The 17,874-nt window shown below is 46.5% G+C and carries 19 protein-coding genes; 6 read left to right on the forward strand and 13 right to left on the reverse strand.

What is annotated here, in order from left to right:
• Positions 1-61 precede the first annotated feature (61 nt).
• The 3 genes from ACLBVC_RS23295 to ACLBVC_RS23305 all read right to left on the reverse strand — a co-directional run bounded on the left by ACLBVC_RS23295 (position 62) and on the right by ACLBVC_RS23305 (position 2,297).
• The gene (locus ACLBVC_RS23295; RefSeq protein WP_410151603.1) at positions 62-514 is read right to left on the reverse strand and encodes a GNAT family N-acetyltransferase; all 453 of its coding nucleotides are present in this window, start codon (positions 512-514) and stop codon (positions 62-64) included.
• A gap of 159 nt (positions 515-673) precedes the next feature.
• Complete coding sequence (locus ACLBVC_RS23300; RefSeq protein WP_410151604.1) at positions 674-1,252, reverse strand: hypothetical protein; 579 nt, start codon at positions 1,250-1,252, stop codon at positions 674-676.
• A gap of 265 nt (positions 1,253-1,517) precedes the next feature.
• Positions 1,518-2,297, reverse strand: a complete 780-nt coding sequence (locus ACLBVC_RS23305; protein ID WP_195815918.1) for a HalD/BesD family halogenase — start codon at positions 2,295-2,297, stop codon at positions 1,518-1,520.
• Between the two features lie 281 nt (positions 2,298-2,578).
• Here ACLBVC_RS23305 and ACLBVC_RS23310 point away from each other — a divergent pair, with 281 nt between their 5' ends.
• The 3 genes from ACLBVC_RS23310 to ACLBVC_RS23320 all read left to right on the forward strand — a co-directional run bounded on the left by ACLBVC_RS23310 (position 2,579) and on the right by ACLBVC_RS23320 (position 5,866).
• Positions 2,579-3,799, forward strand: coding sequence for a glycoside hydrolase family 28 protein (locus ACLBVC_RS23310; protein WP_410151605.1), 1,221 nt, complete (start codon positions 2,579-2,581; stop codon positions 3,797-3,799).
• Between the two features lie 33 nt (positions 3,800-3,832).
• Positions 3,833-4,846: a Ppx/GppA phosphatase family protein gene (locus ACLBVC_RS23315; RefSeq protein ID WP_410151606.1), complete on the forward strand. Its 1,014-nt coding sequence runs from the start codon at positions 3,833-3,835 to the stop codon at positions 4,844-4,846.
• A gap of 768 nt (positions 4,847-5,614) precedes the next feature.
• Positions 5,615-5,866 carry a GNAT family N-acetyltransferase gene (locus tag ACLBVC_RS23320; RefSeq protein ID WP_229893635.1) on the forward strand — a complete coding sequence of 84 codons (252 nt, stop codon included), beginning with the start codon at positions 5,615-5,617 and terminating at the stop codon, positions 5,864-5,866.
• 236 nt (positions 5,867-6,102) lie between these two features.
• Here ACLBVC_RS23320 and ACLBVC_RS23325 read toward each other — a convergent pair whose 3' ends face one another.
• The 5 genes from ACLBVC_RS23325 to ACLBVC_RS23345 all read right to left on the reverse strand — a co-directional run bounded on the left by ACLBVC_RS23325 (position 6,103) and on the right by ACLBVC_RS23345 (position 10,235).
• On the reverse strand, positions 6,103-6,432 hold the full coding sequence (locus ACLBVC_RS23325) for an NIPSNAP family protein (RefSeq protein WP_410151607.1): 330 nt from the start codon (positions 6,430-6,432) through the stop codon (positions 6,103-6,105).
• 591 nt (positions 6,433-7,023) lie between these two features.
• Complete coding sequence (locus ACLBVC_RS23330) at positions 7,024-7,443, reverse strand: bleomycin resistance protein (RefSeq protein ID WP_195815914.1); 420 nt, start codon at positions 7,441-7,443, stop codon at positions 7,024-7,026.
• A gap of 234 nt (positions 7,444-7,677) precedes the next feature.
• Positions 7,678-8,313: a DUF421 domain-containing protein gene (locus tag ACLBVC_RS23335; protein ID WP_195815913.1), complete on the reverse strand. Its 636-nt coding sequence runs from the start codon at positions 8,311-8,313 to the stop codon at positions 7,678-7,680.
• Positions 8,310-8,768, reverse strand: coding sequence for a DUF3290 domain-containing protein (locus ACLBVC_RS23340; protein WP_410151608.1), 459 nt, complete (start codon positions 8,766-8,768; stop codon positions 8,310-8,312). Before ACLBVC_RS23340 ends, ACLBVC_RS23335 begins: the two co-directional genes overlap by 4 nt.
• A 267-nt stretch (positions 8,769-9,035) precedes the next feature.
• Positions 9,036-10,235: an MFS transporter gene (locus tag ACLBVC_RS23345; protein WP_410151609.1), complete on the reverse strand. Its 1,200-nt coding sequence runs from the start codon at positions 10,233-10,235 to the stop codon at positions 9,036-9,038.
• 104 nt (positions 10,236-10,339) lie between these two features.
• On the opposite strand from ACLBVC_RS23345, the gene ACLBVC_RS23350 reads away from it, so the two are divergent.
• A complete protein-coding gene (locus ACLBVC_RS23350) occupies positions 10,340-11,257 on the forward strand; it encodes a LysR family transcriptional regulator (protein ID WP_410151610.1) in 918 nt (305 codons plus the stop codon).
• Positions 11,258-11,541: 284 nt separating this feature from the next.
• Here ACLBVC_RS23350 and ACLBVC_RS23355 read toward each other — a convergent pair whose 3' ends face one another.
• The 4 genes from ACLBVC_RS23355 to ACLBVC_RS23370 are packed head-to-tail and all read right to left on the reverse strand — an operon-like array spanning position 11,542 to position 15,240.
• Positions 11,542-12,972 (reverse strand): MmgE/PrpD family protein, encoded by a 1,431-nt coding sequence (locus ACLBVC_RS23355; RefSeq protein ID WP_410151611.1) that lies wholly within the window; start codon positions 12,970-12,972, stop codon positions 11,542-11,544.
• Between the two features lie 5 nt (positions 12,973-12,977).
• A complete protein-coding gene (locus ACLBVC_RS23360; protein WP_410151612.1) occupies positions 12,978-13,655 on the reverse strand; it encodes an amino acid ABC transporter permease in 678 nt (225 codons plus the stop codon).
• Entirely contained in the window at positions 13,655-14,446 is a 792-nt protein-coding gene (locus tag ACLBVC_RS23365) for an amino acid ABC transporter ATP-binding protein (protein WP_410151613.1), read from the reverse strand. The genes ACLBVC_RS23360 and ACLBVC_RS23365 overlap by 1 nt, the downstream gene beginning before the upstream one ends.
• Complete coding sequence (locus ACLBVC_RS23370; protein WP_410151614.1) at positions 14,446-15,240, reverse strand: substrate-binding periplasmic protein; 795 nt, start codon at positions 15,238-15,240, stop codon at positions 14,446-14,448. The genes ACLBVC_RS23365 and ACLBVC_RS23370 overlap by 1 nt, the downstream gene beginning before the upstream one ends.
• A 95-nt stretch (positions 15,241-15,335) precedes the next feature.
• On the opposite strand from ACLBVC_RS23370, the gene ACLBVC_RS23375 reads away from it, so the two are divergent.
• Positions 15,336-16,226 carry a LysR family transcriptional regulator gene (locus ACLBVC_RS23375; RefSeq protein WP_410151615.1) on the forward strand — a complete coding sequence of 297 codons (891 nt, stop codon included), beginning with the start codon at positions 15,336-15,338 and terminating at the stop codon, positions 16,224-16,226.
• Positions 16,227-16,580: 354 nt separating this feature from the next.
• On the opposite strand, the gene ACLBVC_RS23380 is transcribed toward ACLBVC_RS23375, so the two are convergent.
• A complete protein-coding gene (locus tag ACLBVC_RS23380; protein WP_410151616.1) occupies positions 16,581-16,781 on the reverse strand; it encodes a hypothetical protein in 201 nt (66 codons plus the stop codon).
• Between the two features lie 727 nt (positions 16,782-17,508).
• Between ACLBVC_RS23380 and ACLBVC_RS23385 the strand changes: the two genes are divergently transcribed.
• A partial coding sequence (locus tag ACLBVC_RS23385) for a RidA family protein (RefSeq protein WP_410151617.1) occupies positions 17,509-17,874 on the forward strand: 366 nt, incomplete at its 3' end.

The raw sequence follows: 17,874 nt of genomic DNA on the forward strand, positions 1-17,874 counted from the left end.
TTGTCGTTGTTTCTTAGGTCCGCCTCGTGCAAGTAGCGGACGTCAAACCCGATTAATACAATCAGCGCAATAACTTTGCGAAGCAGACAGCTTCTGTTCTGCCGATGTATGGGCCGTAATTCTCAATACGGATATAACCATTTTTCTCGTAGAAATTAACAGCCCGATAGTTGATGTATCGGGTTTCCAGCCTAAGTTCGTTATATCCCATCTCTTTTGCAGATGTTTCAAGAAAAGTGAGTAAAGCACCGCCAATCCCTGAGACACTTCGGTCTGTAAACATTCTTTTAAGCTCGGCAATATTTTGCGTCAATGGTCGTATAGCACCGCATCTTATAGCTTTGCCATAAGAATTCCTTGCTAATGCCCATAAAGCTTTATGATCACTCATTGCTCCAACGGTGAAATTGCTTTTGCCGTTATCACCAGTTATAGCGGCAAGTTCCTCTGACAGCATTTCGATTAAGCGATGGGATTCTGAAGAAAATGGATCTGATTTCTCTACTGTTATCATGGCTATCTCCTGCCGGATGAGTGTGGCCAACTTAAAGCAACCTGCTAAGGAAAGCATCAGCTAAAACGGGTTATGGGACAACACGGTTTCCAAACTATCCCGAGATCCCGTGTCTGTTTCTTACTCAACGTAGACTATGCCGTGCGCCTGCCTTTGTTATCAAATAACTGACTTAACAGCTATAAGCGTCCTTTTTCTAATCCATCCACTACCTGCCCGTATTGCCAGCCAGTAAGCCGCCATTTTCAGCTGAGTAGCTCGATCCGGACAGTAAACAAACGTTTCAGTTTGCAGCTCATATTGCCCTTCATTCACTTTTTTTACCCGGTAGCGCATTAAGAGCTTCGCGCTGCCCCGCATCACTGGTTTCAGATAAGCTTCAGTATCCAGCACATTTTCCAGACCGAAATCGGCACGCCAGAATTGTCCACGTAACCCGTAGCAGAGCTCCGATAGTGACTTTTCCAGAAGAGTAAAGCTGTGTAGGCCAAAGTCCTTAACCGCCAGAGGTTGTTTATTGCGCCGGAATACTTGCGGAAGTTGTCGCAAAGACATTAATCGCCGAATAACGGCGTCTTGCTGAATATCGAATTCCGCTATAAGCGGCAGGATTTTCTCAGGTGAGTTCGTCTTAATGACAGTTTGGTGTTTTTCATGGAACTGAAACTGAGGCAAGAAAACGGGTATATCCTGCCATGTAGCAAGTGCTTTACTGGTAACGAATCCAGGGTTCAGCATGTTACCCCCTTGTTATCCTTCGAACTATATAAAAAACAATTCCAACACTCTCGGGTTTATGGAATCTTCCGAAACAGCCTTTAACATTCTAACCTTTGCATTAAAAGCTAATACACATTACGCCCTAAAGAAATATTTTGGACAAAAGTGACTGGTGTTCAGCGGGCAATTTCCTAAATTTCCTCCTCATCAGGAGATTTAATTATGAGTACCTTATCTTGTTACACAGCATGTTTTTTTGGTGATAAGTCAGAACCGCAGGCCGTTAAATACGTCCGTAGAAGGTCATTCTGGCAGACTCGGACAGCGAAATTTCAGGCTGAGAATTGTAGGCTAAAACCACAAGCATGCGCGTGGTATCCCCCTCAGTTGGCGTCACGCGATGAATCGCATTTCGACCGCGAAACAACACCAGATCGCCTGCTTCAATGCCGAGTTTATTCGGCTCAAATTGCTTGTTCAGTAGTTTTTCAACGCCTTCATAATTCATGTCGCCAGCATCTGCATCACGCAGGTTCTCAACGTATTCAAACACGCCTCCAGCCTCAGGTTTTTGTATCAGCAGGGTGATGGCAAAAGACGAGTTATCGAAATGCCAGCCCAACTCCTGGCCTTCGCTGGCGTAATGCAGGTTGATTGAAGAAAGTTTGTCAGCGTAAGCATACAGCTGTTCTTCACCCAGCACTGTGCAAAGAAACGCCTGGAAAACGGGCGCGTCATACAGCGCGCGAAGTGCCGAGTCTTGCGGGATCTCTTCATCGGTAATACAACCTTTCGAAGAGACAATCTGCCGATTTCTAGGATGCGAGTCTGGCAGTCCGGCGTCAGGTTTCAACAGATAAACATTATGATTACTGCTGGTATAATAGGCTAAATGGTGATTTTCATCCCCCTCATTCTTAATAGCTTTCAGCGCAACCGGATTAAGAAAGTCATGCAAGACCAGGACACCATTTTTATTCAGCCTCCTTTTACATTCAGCAAGAAAGTTCTTATCCACTATCGGATTAGCTGCAAAGTTTATGATCCTATCGAGTTCTTGCATTATTACCCTCATGAATGATTCAGGAAAAAAATGTTGCCTCTACTTTAACCAAGTCATAAATGACTGGGAAAGGAAAGCTGTCATAACTGAAGAGCTAACTGCGAATTTTCTTGGTCAAGACATGACTAATTCATATGCCTCAAATATGATGTTGTCATGGTTATCAATGGGCTGATTGTATTTTAATGATTCTAAATCACATGTTGGGATTTTCCTGCCGTGTTTTTGTCTTATCAGTGCTCCTGGCCAGTACTTCCGGTTTAGCGCAAGATCGGCGGCACGTGTCAGAACCCGGATTGCCTGTTTCGGTATGCGTAACATTGACCTCTTCCGCACAATCCAAAGATGATACTCAGCGTTTACAGGATAGTATCAACCACTGTCAGCCGGGAGCCGCCGTACGTCTTATAGCCGGTGCTGCGGGCACCGGCTTTGTTAGCGGGCCGCTGATCATGAAGTCCGGCGTCACACTCTGGCTCGATCGTGATGCAGTGCTGGCAGCAACGACCAATCCACTTGCCTATGACAATGATGGCCGCTGTGGCACTCTCGATCACAAAGGTAATGGCTGCCGTCCGTTAATCTTGTTCAATGGCACACGGGGCGGCGGCATTGTTGGCGAGGGTATAATCGACGGGCAGGGCGGGCAACCGATGATTGGGCATAATGAGACATGGTGGCAGCTCGCGCGTCGCGCACAAACCGAAGGCAGCAAGCAGAATATCCCGCGCCTGATCCAGATTGACCACGCTCACGACATCACGTTCTACAAGGTCACGCTGCGCAATGCGCCCAACTTCCACGTGGCGATGAATGCCGTACAAGGAGCGACGTTCTGGGGCGTACGCATCGATACGCCTGCAGGTGCGCGCAATACGGATGGTATCGACCCCGGTGCCTCGCAGGATGTCACCATTGCACACAGTTTCATCCGCACCGGCGACGATAACGTAGCAATCAAGGCTGGGAGCGCTGGAGCCACCCGATATATATCGCTGATCGATAACCATTTTTATTGGGGACATGGTCTGTCTATCGGCAGCGAGACGGTCGGCGGCGTCAGCGATGTACTGGTTCAGGGGATGACTTTGGACGGTACCACCTCCGGTCTGCGCATTAAGAGTGACGCCAGCCGCGGTGGATTAGTCAGCAATGTGAGCTTCGAGCACGTGTGTCTGCGCAACAACCGCCGTCCGATTGATTTCGATACACACTACGACGCCAAAGCGCAGGGTAGTAAGATCCCCGTTTTTCGCGACATCGTACTCCGGGACGTTATTGGTGCATCCGGCGACCTTGTACTGCGGGGTTACGATGACACACATCAGCTTGGCATCACGCTGGATGGCGTGCGCTTCGCACCGGATGCGCACTGGAAGATTGAGTTCGCCGAGACCCAAACCGGACTCGGCGGCGTGCGTACGGCGTTGCCCGGAAAATCGCAGAGTGCAGAAGTGTATGCTGGCTGTGTCGGAAGTTGGGTAACGTTTCCTGGTAGCTAATTCAATTTTTCTTTATTTTCAGGGCAGGATGAAATGAACCACTCACTAAAAATTTTTATTTGCATCGTATTTGGGTTAACCACGCTCTCCGCAGAAGCAGTTAACTGTATCGAAACTCGTGCGGGAATCGATATGGGCTCGGGTACCACCAAAATTCAGGTCGCAGAAGTGGATATTTGCCATAACCAGTTGGGTAAAGTGTTGTATGAGGATCAGCGGCCGCTGGCTTTTAACGCTGAATTGGGCAAATCAAGAAATAATCAGATTAACGAAACGATCCAGCAGGAAGCAGTGATCGCGCTGAAAGATATGGTGAATAAAGCCCGGACTTTTCACCCGCAACGTATTACCGGCGTAGCGACAGCAGTTTTCCGAACGGCGTCCAACGGTCAGCAAGTCATTGACATGTTCAACCAAAAAGCGGGGGTTCAACTGCGCATAATTTCCCAGGAACAGGAGGCCGAATTGGGGTTCCTCTCGGCTAAAGCGGCTTTGCATGACAGGAATGTCAAAAATGAGGATCTGCTAGTCTGGGATATCGGTGGCGGGTCTATGCAGATGACGGCGATGCGTGAACAAAATGGCCAGACTGTGACGGATTTTTATCTTGGCAAACTGGCCTCCGTGACACTGAAAGAATTTATTATTAGCGTGCTGAAAAATCAGGAATTGGATAAAACCGAGTCACCTAACCCGATTGGTTCGCAGCGCAATACCGTACTGCGTTACGTCAACTTTTATGCACGGACGCACGTAAGCGCCCAAATCAAGGAGGATGTACAAAAACGCCGGGTTATTGGAATTGGTGGTGTTCATGGTTATTCGGTTAAGGGGCAGATTCATCCAGCTAATAATACTTACCAACTGGCTGACGTTGAACGCGTCTCAAAAAATCAGGTCTGGAAAACTGACAACGAGATTCCAGGGCAATACCGTTCAACTGACGTGAGTAATCTTCTGCTTGTTGAAGGCTTTATGCAGGCGCTGAATATTTCGCAGGTCACTATTGTGAAAGCAAGTCTTATTCAGGGCGTTCTGGTGCAATAAATTTTATTAATAAGTGCTCACTTCCTTTATTGGTGGAGTCAGATATGGCTTCGCCAGTCCGCGGTTAAAAGCAAAGTCCTGCGATGGCAGGATTTTGTCAATCAGACTATTGTGCTGATAGTTTCTGAGGGCTGACTGGTATATATGGGAGGCACCGCATTACTCTGGGCGCTTTTCAAACGCTTTATATCCATTCCTGATGGTTGGAATGATTCCTACCATTTCGAAAGAAGGTTTGGTAGTAAGTTCTGAGTCCCTTAAGCGTTCAATCGTAAAGTAGAATGCCTCCATATCTTCAGCCTGGAACATGGCGAGTTTCTACCCAGGTAGTGATCCTTAATAGGCCCGCAAGTGGTGAGGGGGCGATGGCGAGGCAGAGAGAGAAAGAAATACCCGAAGTTAGCGGTTATACATCGCTGAGCAATCTGTCAAAGAGGTTAACTGTCACCCCAGAACCCTTTTGCAGGCTGGCGTCGCCCCCCAGCAGCAACTCTTACTTGATTCTTAGCTATCGAGCCTATGGCAACTGTCGTGGCAACCATTGAAGTTTTTTCCCGTAATAGGATCAACGAGTTAACGTTCATTCGGTGAGAAGGGCTCACTCTTGTTTCCAGATAATAGAGACTTAAAGATACTAATAATTATGAAAAAAAGTCATGGATTTCACTATCAATCCCACTCATTCTGACAAGCTTCGTGCTGTTGAACTGGCTGCTTTTCAAACATTGCGTAATGCCGGTGTGGTAACAGGGGAGGAGCCTTAAGGAATTGAGCAATTTCAGTCTTAATGGTCTGTTACTCGCGGCGTATACGCCTGATTCAGTTCCTGTAGGATTTGTAACAAGAAAAGTTGAAGGCGTAAGGCTGCACATTGCTGAAATTGATGTGCAGCCGGAATGGCAGCGCAATGGGATCGTGACACGGCTTATTCAGAGAATTCTCCTTACTGGGCAGCAACGCGGTCTGGCTGTTACCACGCTTACAACAGACAATATGGTCGCTTTTAATGCCAGATTTTAAGGTGCATTAGGATTTATTATTGTGAAAGACCACGCACGACCGCCGCATCTGGTAAACCTAATCGTTGAAGAGACCTCTAAAAATTTTATTGCGGGGCGACCTGTAGCAATGTGGGTTACCTTTTAGGACTCAGCTCGGCTTCTCGCTCATAGCTGCCGGTGAGATACCTCAGATTAACGGCTCGGGCATGTAATATAAATGCCGCTTGCGCGGCTTTTATATGCATAGATGCACAATCAATTGGATCGTAAATTCTCAATGGCACTATTATTAAGCATGAGCACCGATTTAACGCTGACGCTGATCCTTTCAATAATGGCCTGGCGGGGGCCAAGACGCCATTCTTCACTGCTGTAAAAAGCTTCCTGAGAGGATTTGAGATGGGAGAGGCTGTCATAAGCTCTGATCAGATAGTATGCGTCGTTGTCATGCGCGGATATACCAAAAGTAATAATATCCATACCCGCTGAACGGTGAAGTGGAGCACTCTCCTCCGTCATGATTTTGTGGAAGTCTTTCCCAGAGCCTGGTTTTAGGGTGTACAGCAGAAATTCTACTGTTTTCATCTTCGATATCCTTTTCATTTTTTCATCATAGCGAATTATTGAGCGTGGAACAGTTGAATTGTCAATATTGGCGGAACGTGCAGATTGATACCGATTCTTTCCTGGCCATGCCGGGTCTGAGCGTCTTGCGAGTGCCAGAAGCGGACGCATCTCGTGAATTGTCTTTTACCTGTTAATTCTTACTGAGAGCGTTTAATTTCATCCTGCTTCCCGGGATTGCATTGCTCTTTTGTACCGGGAAGATAAAAATTTCCCGAACGGTCTGGATTGGTTCCACCCGGGCACCCCGCGCGGCCGGGAGTAGATACAGTATTAGTACCGTCTGTTCCGTTTCCTCCATCAGAGAAATTACCTCCATTTCCGCCATTACCTCCATCAGCAGCATTTGCCGCAAATGCGCACACCATGTAAAAAAATGCAAGAAAACACCTGGTCATAAAAACTCCAATTTTTAAAAATCAAATGTTAAATCAAGTACCCCAACATGCATCAATTGTAGGGATTATCATAAGAGCAGGTACGCTCCTCGCTCAGTGTAATTTTAAGTTCAATACACTTGTCCATCCCATGGGAGGGGCGAATACTAATACTTCATTCAATATATTGGGTGAAGCGCAGGAGAAAGCCATCAGGATCCTGTACAAGAAATTCTCTCTGGCAGGCTGTCGTTTCTCCAATGGTGTAATGATTATCACGCAGTTCCCGGTACAACTTATAACCACTAGCGTTGACACGAGCTAAAAGGGATTTGATATCTTCTACTTCTATCTGAAAATTAACGCCGCGACCCAAAGGCCTGATTAATTCAGCCGTATTCCATCCTTCCGGAGAATATTGTTCAAGCATCAATTGCGCCTCGCCGAGACTGACATATGCAAAATCGGGCTCAGTACGTCTTATCATGATGTTGAAGCCAAGCACGTCAACATAGAATTGCAGAGATACTGTAAAATCCAAAACGGTCAGTTCGGGAACCATGCGATTCCAGTAGGGTTCTTTCCGCTCAGTCATTGCTCTTCTCCTCTTTGACTGACATAGCATACATCAGATGACTTGTAGGAGTTTATACTCAAGTTGTTATGAGTAATGCCGGTACCTCTAGTGTCAGGCATAAAGTGTGGATGTCCGAGCTGACCTTTTATGCTCTGTGAGCTTGTCCGCTCCGTCTTAGGATCGAACGTTGATATAAGCAGAGGCACACCTGAAATGGCTGCCTTTTGAGAATTAGAGAGTTAATTTCGGATATTATTTTTCATATCCGTATAAATTAATTCTACCTGATAAATACTCACCTAAATATACTTCACTGATTTTATTGAAGTTTTGCTTTGTAACTTCATTTTCTAACCATTCACTATCCTTATTAAGGATTTCGAGCAGATCATGGTTGGCTAAACCGTCCACTATAATTGGATAGCGTATATTCTCATCACCGCTTTGTATAATGGTTAACTGCCCATTTTGTTCTAGAACCACGCGTTTTAGTTGTTCTATTTCATAAATTCCATTTGCTCTTAATTTGAACATCAAATCATTTGCAGAAACACCATTCCGTAAACACTCTTTAACATTAATACTGCCATTATGTACTAAAGTAATAGGTTTTCCATCAATTATTCTTTTAACAAATCGATTGTTTTCTTTCAAAAACTTAAGAACAAAGACCAAGAAAGTCCATATAATTAGGACCAGGACAAATTGTAATACTGTTATCGATTCATTGTAAATCACGCCTCCTATAATCCCCCCCAACACATAGTTTTGAACCTGATCCATTGCGGATGAGGGGGCCAGATTTCCTTTTCCCATAAGATTTATTTGAACAATTAAACACAGTATACCCAGGCCCAACTTTATAATGATAGGTAAATAAATTATCATTTCCACACCTCAGTCTTTATGATTTCTATTTTTGGGTTTACTAACGAAACCTCTACTAAATTATATGTTTTCTGATCTGGGCTTAAGTTAACGCGATAAAAAATATCATTGATTTTAACGATAATGCCATCAGAGAGTTGTACAGAACTAGAAAATATAGTATTCACATTTACATCTTTTTCTTGTGATAACAACCTAACAAAGTTAACCATTTGTGATGATTGGGAGTGTATGTTTTGGCTATCGGTGTAATCAGCATACTGAACACCAGAAATGAAGAGCAAAAATAAGAAGGCTATGATTGTTAAGTCACGATATTTAGTTTGCAAACGATGACGCATATACAAACTAAAAACAACGATCAGGATAAATAAAGTACTAAATATAACGATGTATTTTAAATAATCATTGATGTTAGACTGCATTTGTAGATAATCTATGCTATAAAATCTCATATCTGTATAATCCTAAACCCTCAAGACCCTATTTTTATTATAGTAACACATTTACATTTTTTTTGTTCTGATGTTACCTAACAGCTAATAATCATCAGTAGTCAGCTGAAATTTTCCATTAACCTTTAAACCAACTGAAATGTTCTGCTTTCTATGACTCTAGGCACCTCGATGTAAGTAATCATTCAGAACTTCCGCTCTTAGCTCACAGCAGACCTCCAGCTCAGATAGGTCGTCCGCTTCTTGCAAAAGGGGACGTTGCGCTAATCAAGGATGAAGTGTCTGGATAGTACGTTTAGCCAGTTTCTTTTGAAGTATTATGACCATTACGGGAAATCCAGATGCGGCTAATGCACTGACAACCAACAGTCTGTTTAGATTTTGCGTTGTTATTCCCTGATCAGGAAGTAATAAGGAAGACAGAAAGAATGCGAGAGTTGTTATCAGGTACATCATTGCTGTTTGTAATGAAGAAAAACTGGCTCGTTGTTCATCCTCAGGATACTGGATAACAACCGACGAAGCGGAAACAAGTCGGCTATATGAGGCCCCAAGAAACAAAGTTATAAATAGAACTGCATTATGATAGCCCATCGCTGGAATCAGCAAGCTTGCTACAAAGAACAGAGTTGAAATTGTGGCCAACATCAGAGCAGATAAACGCGATATTAGAACTCCTGTCATTTTTGTGGACAGATAACCTGCGATCCCTCCACTTAAGAATAAGAAGGGTAATAGGTTTTTTTGTGCTCCCATATACTGCATCATTAATGGCGTCAAAATGGGAATAATCAGCATTGGGCTAAATTGTACTATTGCAGTACAAGAGGCGAAAAAAATGGTTTGAGTATCAATAGATTGATTCCTCTTCACGCTTGGTGTAACCGTATCCTTGGGGATAATAAATACTATCAACGGTAAAGACAGCAGGCAAAGTGAACTGATTAACCATAGCGCAGTATGCCAACCATAGTGCGTGCAAAAAAATAATACAGCTGGCATACCGACGATACTCACCATTGAAAACGATGCAATCACCGTTGCCAGCACTTTTCCACGTAAGTTAGCTGGGGCATAGTTTATCAAAATGCTCATACCTACCCCCATTGTCGTACCACCAACCAATCCTGCACAAAATCGCAGTGCGAGTAGAGTGTCAAAGTGAGTAGTGAGTGTGGTAAAAAATGTTAATGCTCCCAGCAGCACCATATTCCTGGCCAGGAATTGTTTTTTATTAAATCGGTCGATCATATAAAAAGCAATAATTCCGGAAAGGACAGCACCCAGTGTGTACATACCAGAAACATAGCCAGAAAATGATATGGGAACCGAAAATCCATCTGCCATAAAAGCAAAAACGGGCGTTAACGCCATGTACTCCAGCGCATTATTGAACTGGATAAAAGCCATTACAACGGCTATCCGCGTGAGTGTTTTATGATTAAACGTCTGTGTGACCAGTGGCATAGCAAGCAACCCTATGGATGAAAGATATCCGAGTTTAATTGCTATCAATAGCGTTGATTAGATGGTAAAAATGGCAATTACTTTTATCATATATGGGATAATTCATGCGCCCAGCTCTTGATTTTAATACCTTGAAAGTGTTCATTGCGGTAGTTGAAAGAGAAAGTTTTGTTGGGGCATCGAAAGTCCTTGTAATGCCGACATCAAATGTCAGTCGTTGTATTTCTCAGTTAGAAGCAAAACTGAATCTTCAGCTCATTGAGCGCAGCACGCGACACATGAAACTCACCCAGGCGGGGCACCTACTATATACACGAGCGAAGCCATTACTGGAGGCGCTTGAGCAAACTGAAACAGAATTAACATTGCGGCAAATGCAACTCAAGGGGCCATTACGCATCTGTATTCCCAATGAAATAGGTCCTGCATTGCTGGGTTCTGTTATTGCCGATTTTGCCTGTCAGTATCCGGATTTGGAGATTAGCTGTGTCACAAATTTGTCAGGCCTCGAATCACTGCGAGATGATCTGGATTTTGCTATCATTATTACTCGTGGTCGAATGGATGACAGTGACTATATAGCCCGTCATCTGGTGACTATCCCTTGTACAATTGTTGCCGCCCCCTCAGTCATTCAGCGTTATGGTACCCCTTCTCATATCCAGCAATTTGAAGAATTACCCTGCATTACAACAGTAAGTGCGCTGAAAGGTGCTCCCTGGCAGTTTGTCAATTTAAAGGGGGGATTCGAAACAATTAAGGTTAATGCGCATTATCGCGTAAACAGCGGAGAGATGGCAGGACGAGCTGCGGTATCAGGTGTCGGTTTCGCAATTCTATCGAAACAAGCCTGCCAACCCTACATCAGCGATGGACGGTTAATCGAGATTGAGTTTGAACAATCGGCAGCCCCATTGCAATTGTTCGCTCTTTATTCAGATAGGCGTTACTTGCCCGCTAAAACCAGAGCGCTTATTGATTTTATGCATCAGAAATTGAGCAATATATCCTTAGCAACCTAAAGAGGCATTGAATCGCCACAGAGAGTCCTGTGGGGATAATGAATTTCCACTCAACACAGAACGTCTGCTCCTCGTTCATAGCAAACAGTCCTTTCACATCGGTCTGCTCTGTGTCAGAAGCGGATAGTCAGGTTTCTTCAAAAGAGCAATGCTAGTAAGCTGAACTAATATTTATCAAGAAACACTCTCTACAATAAAGGGCTTAGAAATCCCCTGACCTACTTCCCGTTGATTAGCACATCCTGCTATAGAAATGGACAGAATGAAGGATTGATAAATTGATATTATATCCAACAGTTGGTTGAAAGTACTGATGCACCAGTAAGTTGCGCTGCTGATGAGTAAAAGACTTGATCGGTGCAGTCTTGCTGGATCATGTTCTTAATAAGTGATTCAGAATCAATCTTTAGACCAGCTAAATTTAGACGCGCCTTGGCAATTACTTCAGATTTAGTCAGCGGACGCTCAGAGCTACCCAAAGGTTTGAAACGCTCCTGTACCGAGCGGCTGCCATTCACATGCGTTAGCACCACGCGTGCGCCGGGCTGGCGGGCCGGGCCGGTCATTCGTGCGGTAAAATCCGGATCGAGAATGGCGGTGACTTTATCCGCCAGCGCCCGCAACACCGGGCTTTTCATGTTTTTTTCAGTGTACCAGCCGGCACCAGGTGTAAGCCCGGCCGCGACCGCAGCCATGGTCCAGGGAAGGCTGAACTGTGCGTCGGTCACGTTTTGCGGACGATAATCCATCATATCGTCAACAATGCGAGGGAAGGTATGCACCTCGACAGACTGGATATCCTCCGCCCGCCAGCCGGTTTCCTGAACGAGGGTTTCCAGCGATTCCAGCGCGCAGGCCAGCCAGCGACAGGCAGGATAGATTTTAAAACTGCCGTAATTCGCATACCAGTGGTTGCCAAGATCGTGCGTGAGTATTTCCGGGGCGAATTGGTCTGATCCGATCATGCGCCAAAAACCCTGTTCGCCGTCAAGCACGTCTAGGCTGCCACTCATACCCTGTTGCGCCATAATGACGGCTTGCACCGCTGCCTGTGCAGCTGGAGCGACGGCATCTTTTATCGATAATAAGGGCCGCTGTTGCCAGTTGTACTGATGCAAGCTGGGTAATGGCGTTAATGCCGCAGCCAGCCCGACAGCGTTATGTAACTGTTGTTCATCTAGCGCCAAAAGAAGCCCGGTAACCAGCGCTGCCCCCATTGACTGGTGCTGCGCCACGCCATATACCTGATTAAAACGTTCGACCGAAGGCTGGATGGCGTGAATAAGGCGATTATTAACTTCAAAGCCTACGGTTAAAGCGGTAATCAGCGCCTCGTGGCTAACGGGGATCGGGCTGATATCCAGCGCGGCCATCGCGGCGGCAATCAATGTCGCTCCGGGATGACCAAGCCCTTTGCCGTCAATTTCCACGCCGTCGTCGTGATCCAGACCATTTATCACCGCGGCGTTGCTAAAAGCGGCTGCCAGCGGGCTAAACCCGGTATGCCCAAATACGCTACAATCCCCGTTGCCGCCAAACAGGCGGGCAGAGTGGATAGCCGGTTTGCTGCTCTGATGCTGGCTTGCAGCCCAGCCGCAGCCGAGCCCATCCAGTAAATGCAGGCTGACTTTATGACGGATAGCTTCAGGGATCGTTTGTGCCTGTAACGTACAGGCGAATTTAACCAACTGGCGTGTGGCGGTGATATTCATCATTTTTTTCAACGCTTAAAGTAACGTGTGCGAATCCGACGTTCGGTATAGCTCGCCAGCAGCGACAGCGGCAGGATAGTGATTACAAAAAATACGGCGACAAAAGTCAGGGTTTCCAGCGGCCGGAACGTCGCAGTGCTCAGGCGTTGCGCCTGATACAGCACTTCGCCGGTGGCGATATAGCTCGCCAGGACCGAATTCTTGATCGACATTACGCACTGGCTGACAAAAGCGGGCAGGATACGCAAAAAAGCGACTGGCCCGGTTATGCGGAACAAGACTTTCAGCGGTGACATCCCGACAGAAAGCCCCGCCTCAACAAGACCGTGATCCACCGATTGCAACCCGGAACGAAATATCTCGGCAAAAAACACGCTGCCGTATAGGGAAACCGCCAGCACGCAGGTTAGGTAGGCTGACATCGTCAGGCCAAACAAAATAGGCAGGCAATAGTAAGCCCAGACGATCAACACCAGCGGTGGAATCGAACGCACCACTTCGATCAACGCCTGAGTCGGCAAGCGAATAATCGCTTTAGAAGCCCCCCGCAATGGTGCAAGCAAGGCACCGCCGATAATACTTAAGGTGATTGAGGCCAGAACGATTTTAAAGGTCGTGAAAATTCCATCCACAAGAATGGCGTGATACTGCCAGAGTATCGAGAAGTCCCAGTGATAAACCGGCATCAGAGCAGATCCTCCGCCGTCACGCCCGACAGCGCCATGAAGTGACGAATTTCGGCATTGTCCGCCTGAGTCCAGATTTCATTCGGGGTGGCTTCGCCCACCAGTTTGCCATTATCCATCAGCAACAGGCGGCTGCAAACTTGAAGCGCAAAACGCATTTCGTGAGTGACGACTATCATCGTGGTGCCGGTACCCGCTAACTCGGAGATGACTGCCAGCACTTCGCCGACAGATTCCGGGTCGAGCGCAGAAGTCGGCTCATCAAACAAAATCACCCGCGGCTCCATAGCCAGCGCACGAGCAATAGAGACGCGCTGCTGCTGACCCCCGGAAAGCTGAACCGGAAAATCAGCCGCTTTTTCCGCCAAACCCATGCGAGTGAGCAAAGTCATGGCCTTTTCCGTGGCGGCTTTTTGCGATATCCCGAGTACCTGAACCGGTCCCTCGATGATATTTTGCAAAACGCTGCGGTGTGGCCACAAATTGAAATGCTGGAAGACCATCGCCATTGATGCACGCTGACGTGCCAACGTGCGCTGCTTCACGGGCTTTCTGTCCTTTCCGAAAAAACCGATTTCTTCGTTGCCGAGCCAGATGTGCCCGCCGTCAGGCGTCTCAAGCATATTCAGGCAGCGCAGCAGGGTGGATTTCCCAGCGCCGCTGCGGCCAATAACGCCGATCACCTCCGAGGGGTGAACCTCGAAGGTGACGTCATCAATGATTTTATTGCCTGAGAAAGATTTGCTGAGTGCTTTTATTTTCAGTAACGGCAAAGAGGCCTGTTCAGTCATTAGGGTTGATTAACCGGGTGAGTGTATTTTTGCCAGATAGCTTTCAGTGTGCCGTCTTTATCCAATTGCTCCAGCCGACCGTCCAGCCAGGCTTGCAGCTTAGGACGGTTCTGACGCAGACCGATATTAGTCGCTTGCTCTTTAACCGGTTCAGGGATCACCATGGTGCCCTGATGGCGTTTCTGAATATACTGGGACATCTGGATATCATTGGTCACGATAGCATCGGCGCGGCCACTTTCCATCTGCAATTGCATGTTGTCGCTGTCCGGCACAATAATCCACTGCGCCTTGTCCAGCTGAGGTTGCAACAGCGTCACCGCCGCTGAACCATCAATGGCGGCAAGCTTGGTCTGCGGATTGTTAATCGTCGCCCAGTTCTGATACTTTTTCGTATCTTTATCTAACGTCAGGACGCCCATCTGATGAGCACCCATCGGGCGCGTAAAATCGGCAGCTTTCGCTCTTTCCGGGGTCTTGTTGAAGCCACCCAGAATATCGAAACGATGTGCCTGCAATCCAGCAACCGCGGTGCCCCATTGAGTGTCGACGTATTCAATTTTTATATCGGTATTTTTGAATATCGCCTGCGCCACGTCGGGAACCAGACCGGTCCACTGGTTGGTGAGCAGATCTTTTTGATACCACGGTGGCGCGTTAACAGCTCCAACGCGAATAACATGATCTGGCAAAATAGTATTTATCTCTTCCGCGGCTTTCGCCGGGGCTTGTGCAAGAAAAATTCCTGGTATCAGCAATAAGGCCGACATCACACGTGTTCTGAATAATTTCATTATATGCCCCCAAAAGAATATAGTTTTAAATTTTATAACCCTGGGTGCATGCATTCAAAATTCAAAAATAGCATATCTTTATATGGAAAATGGTTATGACTCCAAAGCAACTTGAAGTTTTCATCAGCGTCGTACAGCTCGGCTCTGTGACAGCGGCCGCGCAACAGCTGGCGATGTCACAGCCTTCGGTCAGTAAGATATTGTCACTTATCGAGCAGCAGATGGGGTTTAACCTGTTCGAACGGCTGAAAGGTAAAATGCAGCCGACGCCCGAGGCCAACGAGCTGTACAAAGAGGCGCTTCGGGTTTATCTCGACAGACTACGTTTTGACCGTTTTGTTGAACATATCCGCCAATACCGTGTAGGACAACTGCGAGTTTGTGCCACTCCGGCTTTAGCGTTAAACCTGTTACCTCGCGCTGTTGCACGTTTTCGTCAGACATTCTCCGACTATGGCGTTGTCGCGGATATGTGCCTGAATAACGAGATCGAAGAGGCGGTGGAAGGAGGGCGTTACGACCTTGGATTTGTGGTCAAACCCGGCGGCGAGCAGGGCGAAAACCGGTTCATGGTGAGCGAGGGGGAAATGGTGTGCGTATTGTCGGAGCAGCATCTGTTGGCAAAGCAGACTGAGGTGTGCTGGCATGACATCGAACCTCGCGAGCTGGTATTTATTACCACCGATGCCAGGCTGGTGGCGATGATTGCCGACATTGTACCCGAGTTTCATCAACGACAGGTCGCAGCCATAGAAACCAACCGCTACAGCATGGCGATTAATATGGTCAGGCATAATAACGGTGTGACTATCGTCGATCGTTTCTCAATACAGGGCTGTGATATGACAGGGTTAGCCGTGCGCCCGTTCAAACCGGCGCTGAAAGTTTCAGTTGTTGCGGTGCCCGATGGTCACGGCGTCATGTCACAACCCGGAGAGGAGTTTGTCAGAGTGATGAAAGAACTGATGAGGGAAACAGTGTTTTAGGATCACAGCCAGGCTAAGGGAACGCTGATGGGTTTTTGGCGCAAATTTGCTGTCGGGACTACCATAATGACCATCAACAGGCGCGGAGGTGCAAAACTGATTTGAGCGCTCTGTTGCATATGATGATCATTCCGTGAAAGGAAAACGTACCGAGAGCAGACATCGGAAAGTCTGCTTAATTGGATGTATGTTCAAAGAATTCTAACAGGCAGCTATGTGCCAGAAGCGGACATTAGCGATTGTAAATTGCTTCCAAATTACCGCCATGCCCTTCTCGGGGCGTTCGGTAAAACGTCATTCTGTCGAACTCAATAAAAAAGGCGGGATCACCCCGCCTCTTTTAAAAAATTGCTATCAGCTGTTAATTTTCCGCCACCACATCTGGGTGAAACCAAATGCAAAGACCGCACTCATGCCCCCACCAACCCACATTGAAACGCCACCTGTGGTAGCGAAGAAGAATACAGCCAAGCCTACCAGCAGTATTAATGCCATTAACCATGCAATAGTTGCGCAGACCTTTTGCGAGGTTGTGGCCTGTTGAGATACAGTCATCTTTACTTTCCTTACGATATGAAAAACCGTTGTACTTCTTTATTCTTCTTTTTATTAGGAATCATCCTATCTGCATAGCCGTACGGAATCCAGACGGATTTATACAATTTTATTATTCAGCAAGAGCCCTTTTTAATGAGTCCCTCGGTTGCGACACTCGGATTTATTCAAAAAATGTCACACCGATGTCCGCTCCTCGCTCATAGTGTACTAAAGCTAAAGGCTCTCCATATAATTGAACGCTTTCATCAATTCTTGTTCAGTTAGTGGTGATACCAGACCTGCCCCGGAATCTTCCTCGACTTTTATCAAAAGCTCACTGCGGGTAATTCCTAACCTGTTCGCCACATGGTTAGCGCAACTTCGTGCGTGGGATGCTCTATGTGCCAAAGGACTTGCTGTATCCAAAACTCTTGCTCTTGATGATGAATGAGACACTGATTATTCCTCTAGCAGATATTTTTGACCATTGTGACACTTTCCAAAATGTAGAATTATGGATATTGGCCTTCGACTTCTACCGGGAGATACTGTACCCGAAATTTTGTAATCCATTTGAATTTAAAAGTGATTACAACGTCTGCTCCTCGCTCGTGGCTGCCATGGGATCCTAACCTGAGGCAGATTCGTGCCAGAGTGCATACTTTTGCAAGACGCTAATTAACGTTGAGCAGTCACAGTTGAATGGTAATGTTGTGGCTTATTCCCTTTTAAAAAGGCCATCGGCATGAGCAATTTAGTAAGAAGGAATTATCCTGCGTTAGGTGAAGTAAAGGCACCTTACGTCCATTCTGTAAAGCATGGCAACACGCTTTATATTTCCGGCCTGACCGCGTTTGGCACAGCGGCACAACATGAAGGCATTGCTGGGCAGGCTGAAGAAATATTTAACCAAATCAGGAAAATTGTCAGTGTAGAAGAGATAGATTTTTCAGCACTAATGAAAGTGACTATATTCGTCACCTCTTTTGAGGAGATCAACGAGCTACGCAAAGTACTGTATCGAAATTACGGTGATCACTTGCCAGCCAGCTCGCTCGTAGAAGTCAGCCGTCTCTTCTCATCTGACCTCTCGATTGAAATTGAAGCTGTA

It is taken from the genome of Rahnella selenatireducens (genome assembly GCF_046449555.1).
Classification (GTDB): Bacteria; Pseudomonadota; Gammaproteobacteria; order Enterobacterales; family Enterobacteriaceae; genus Rahnella; species Rahnella selenatireducens.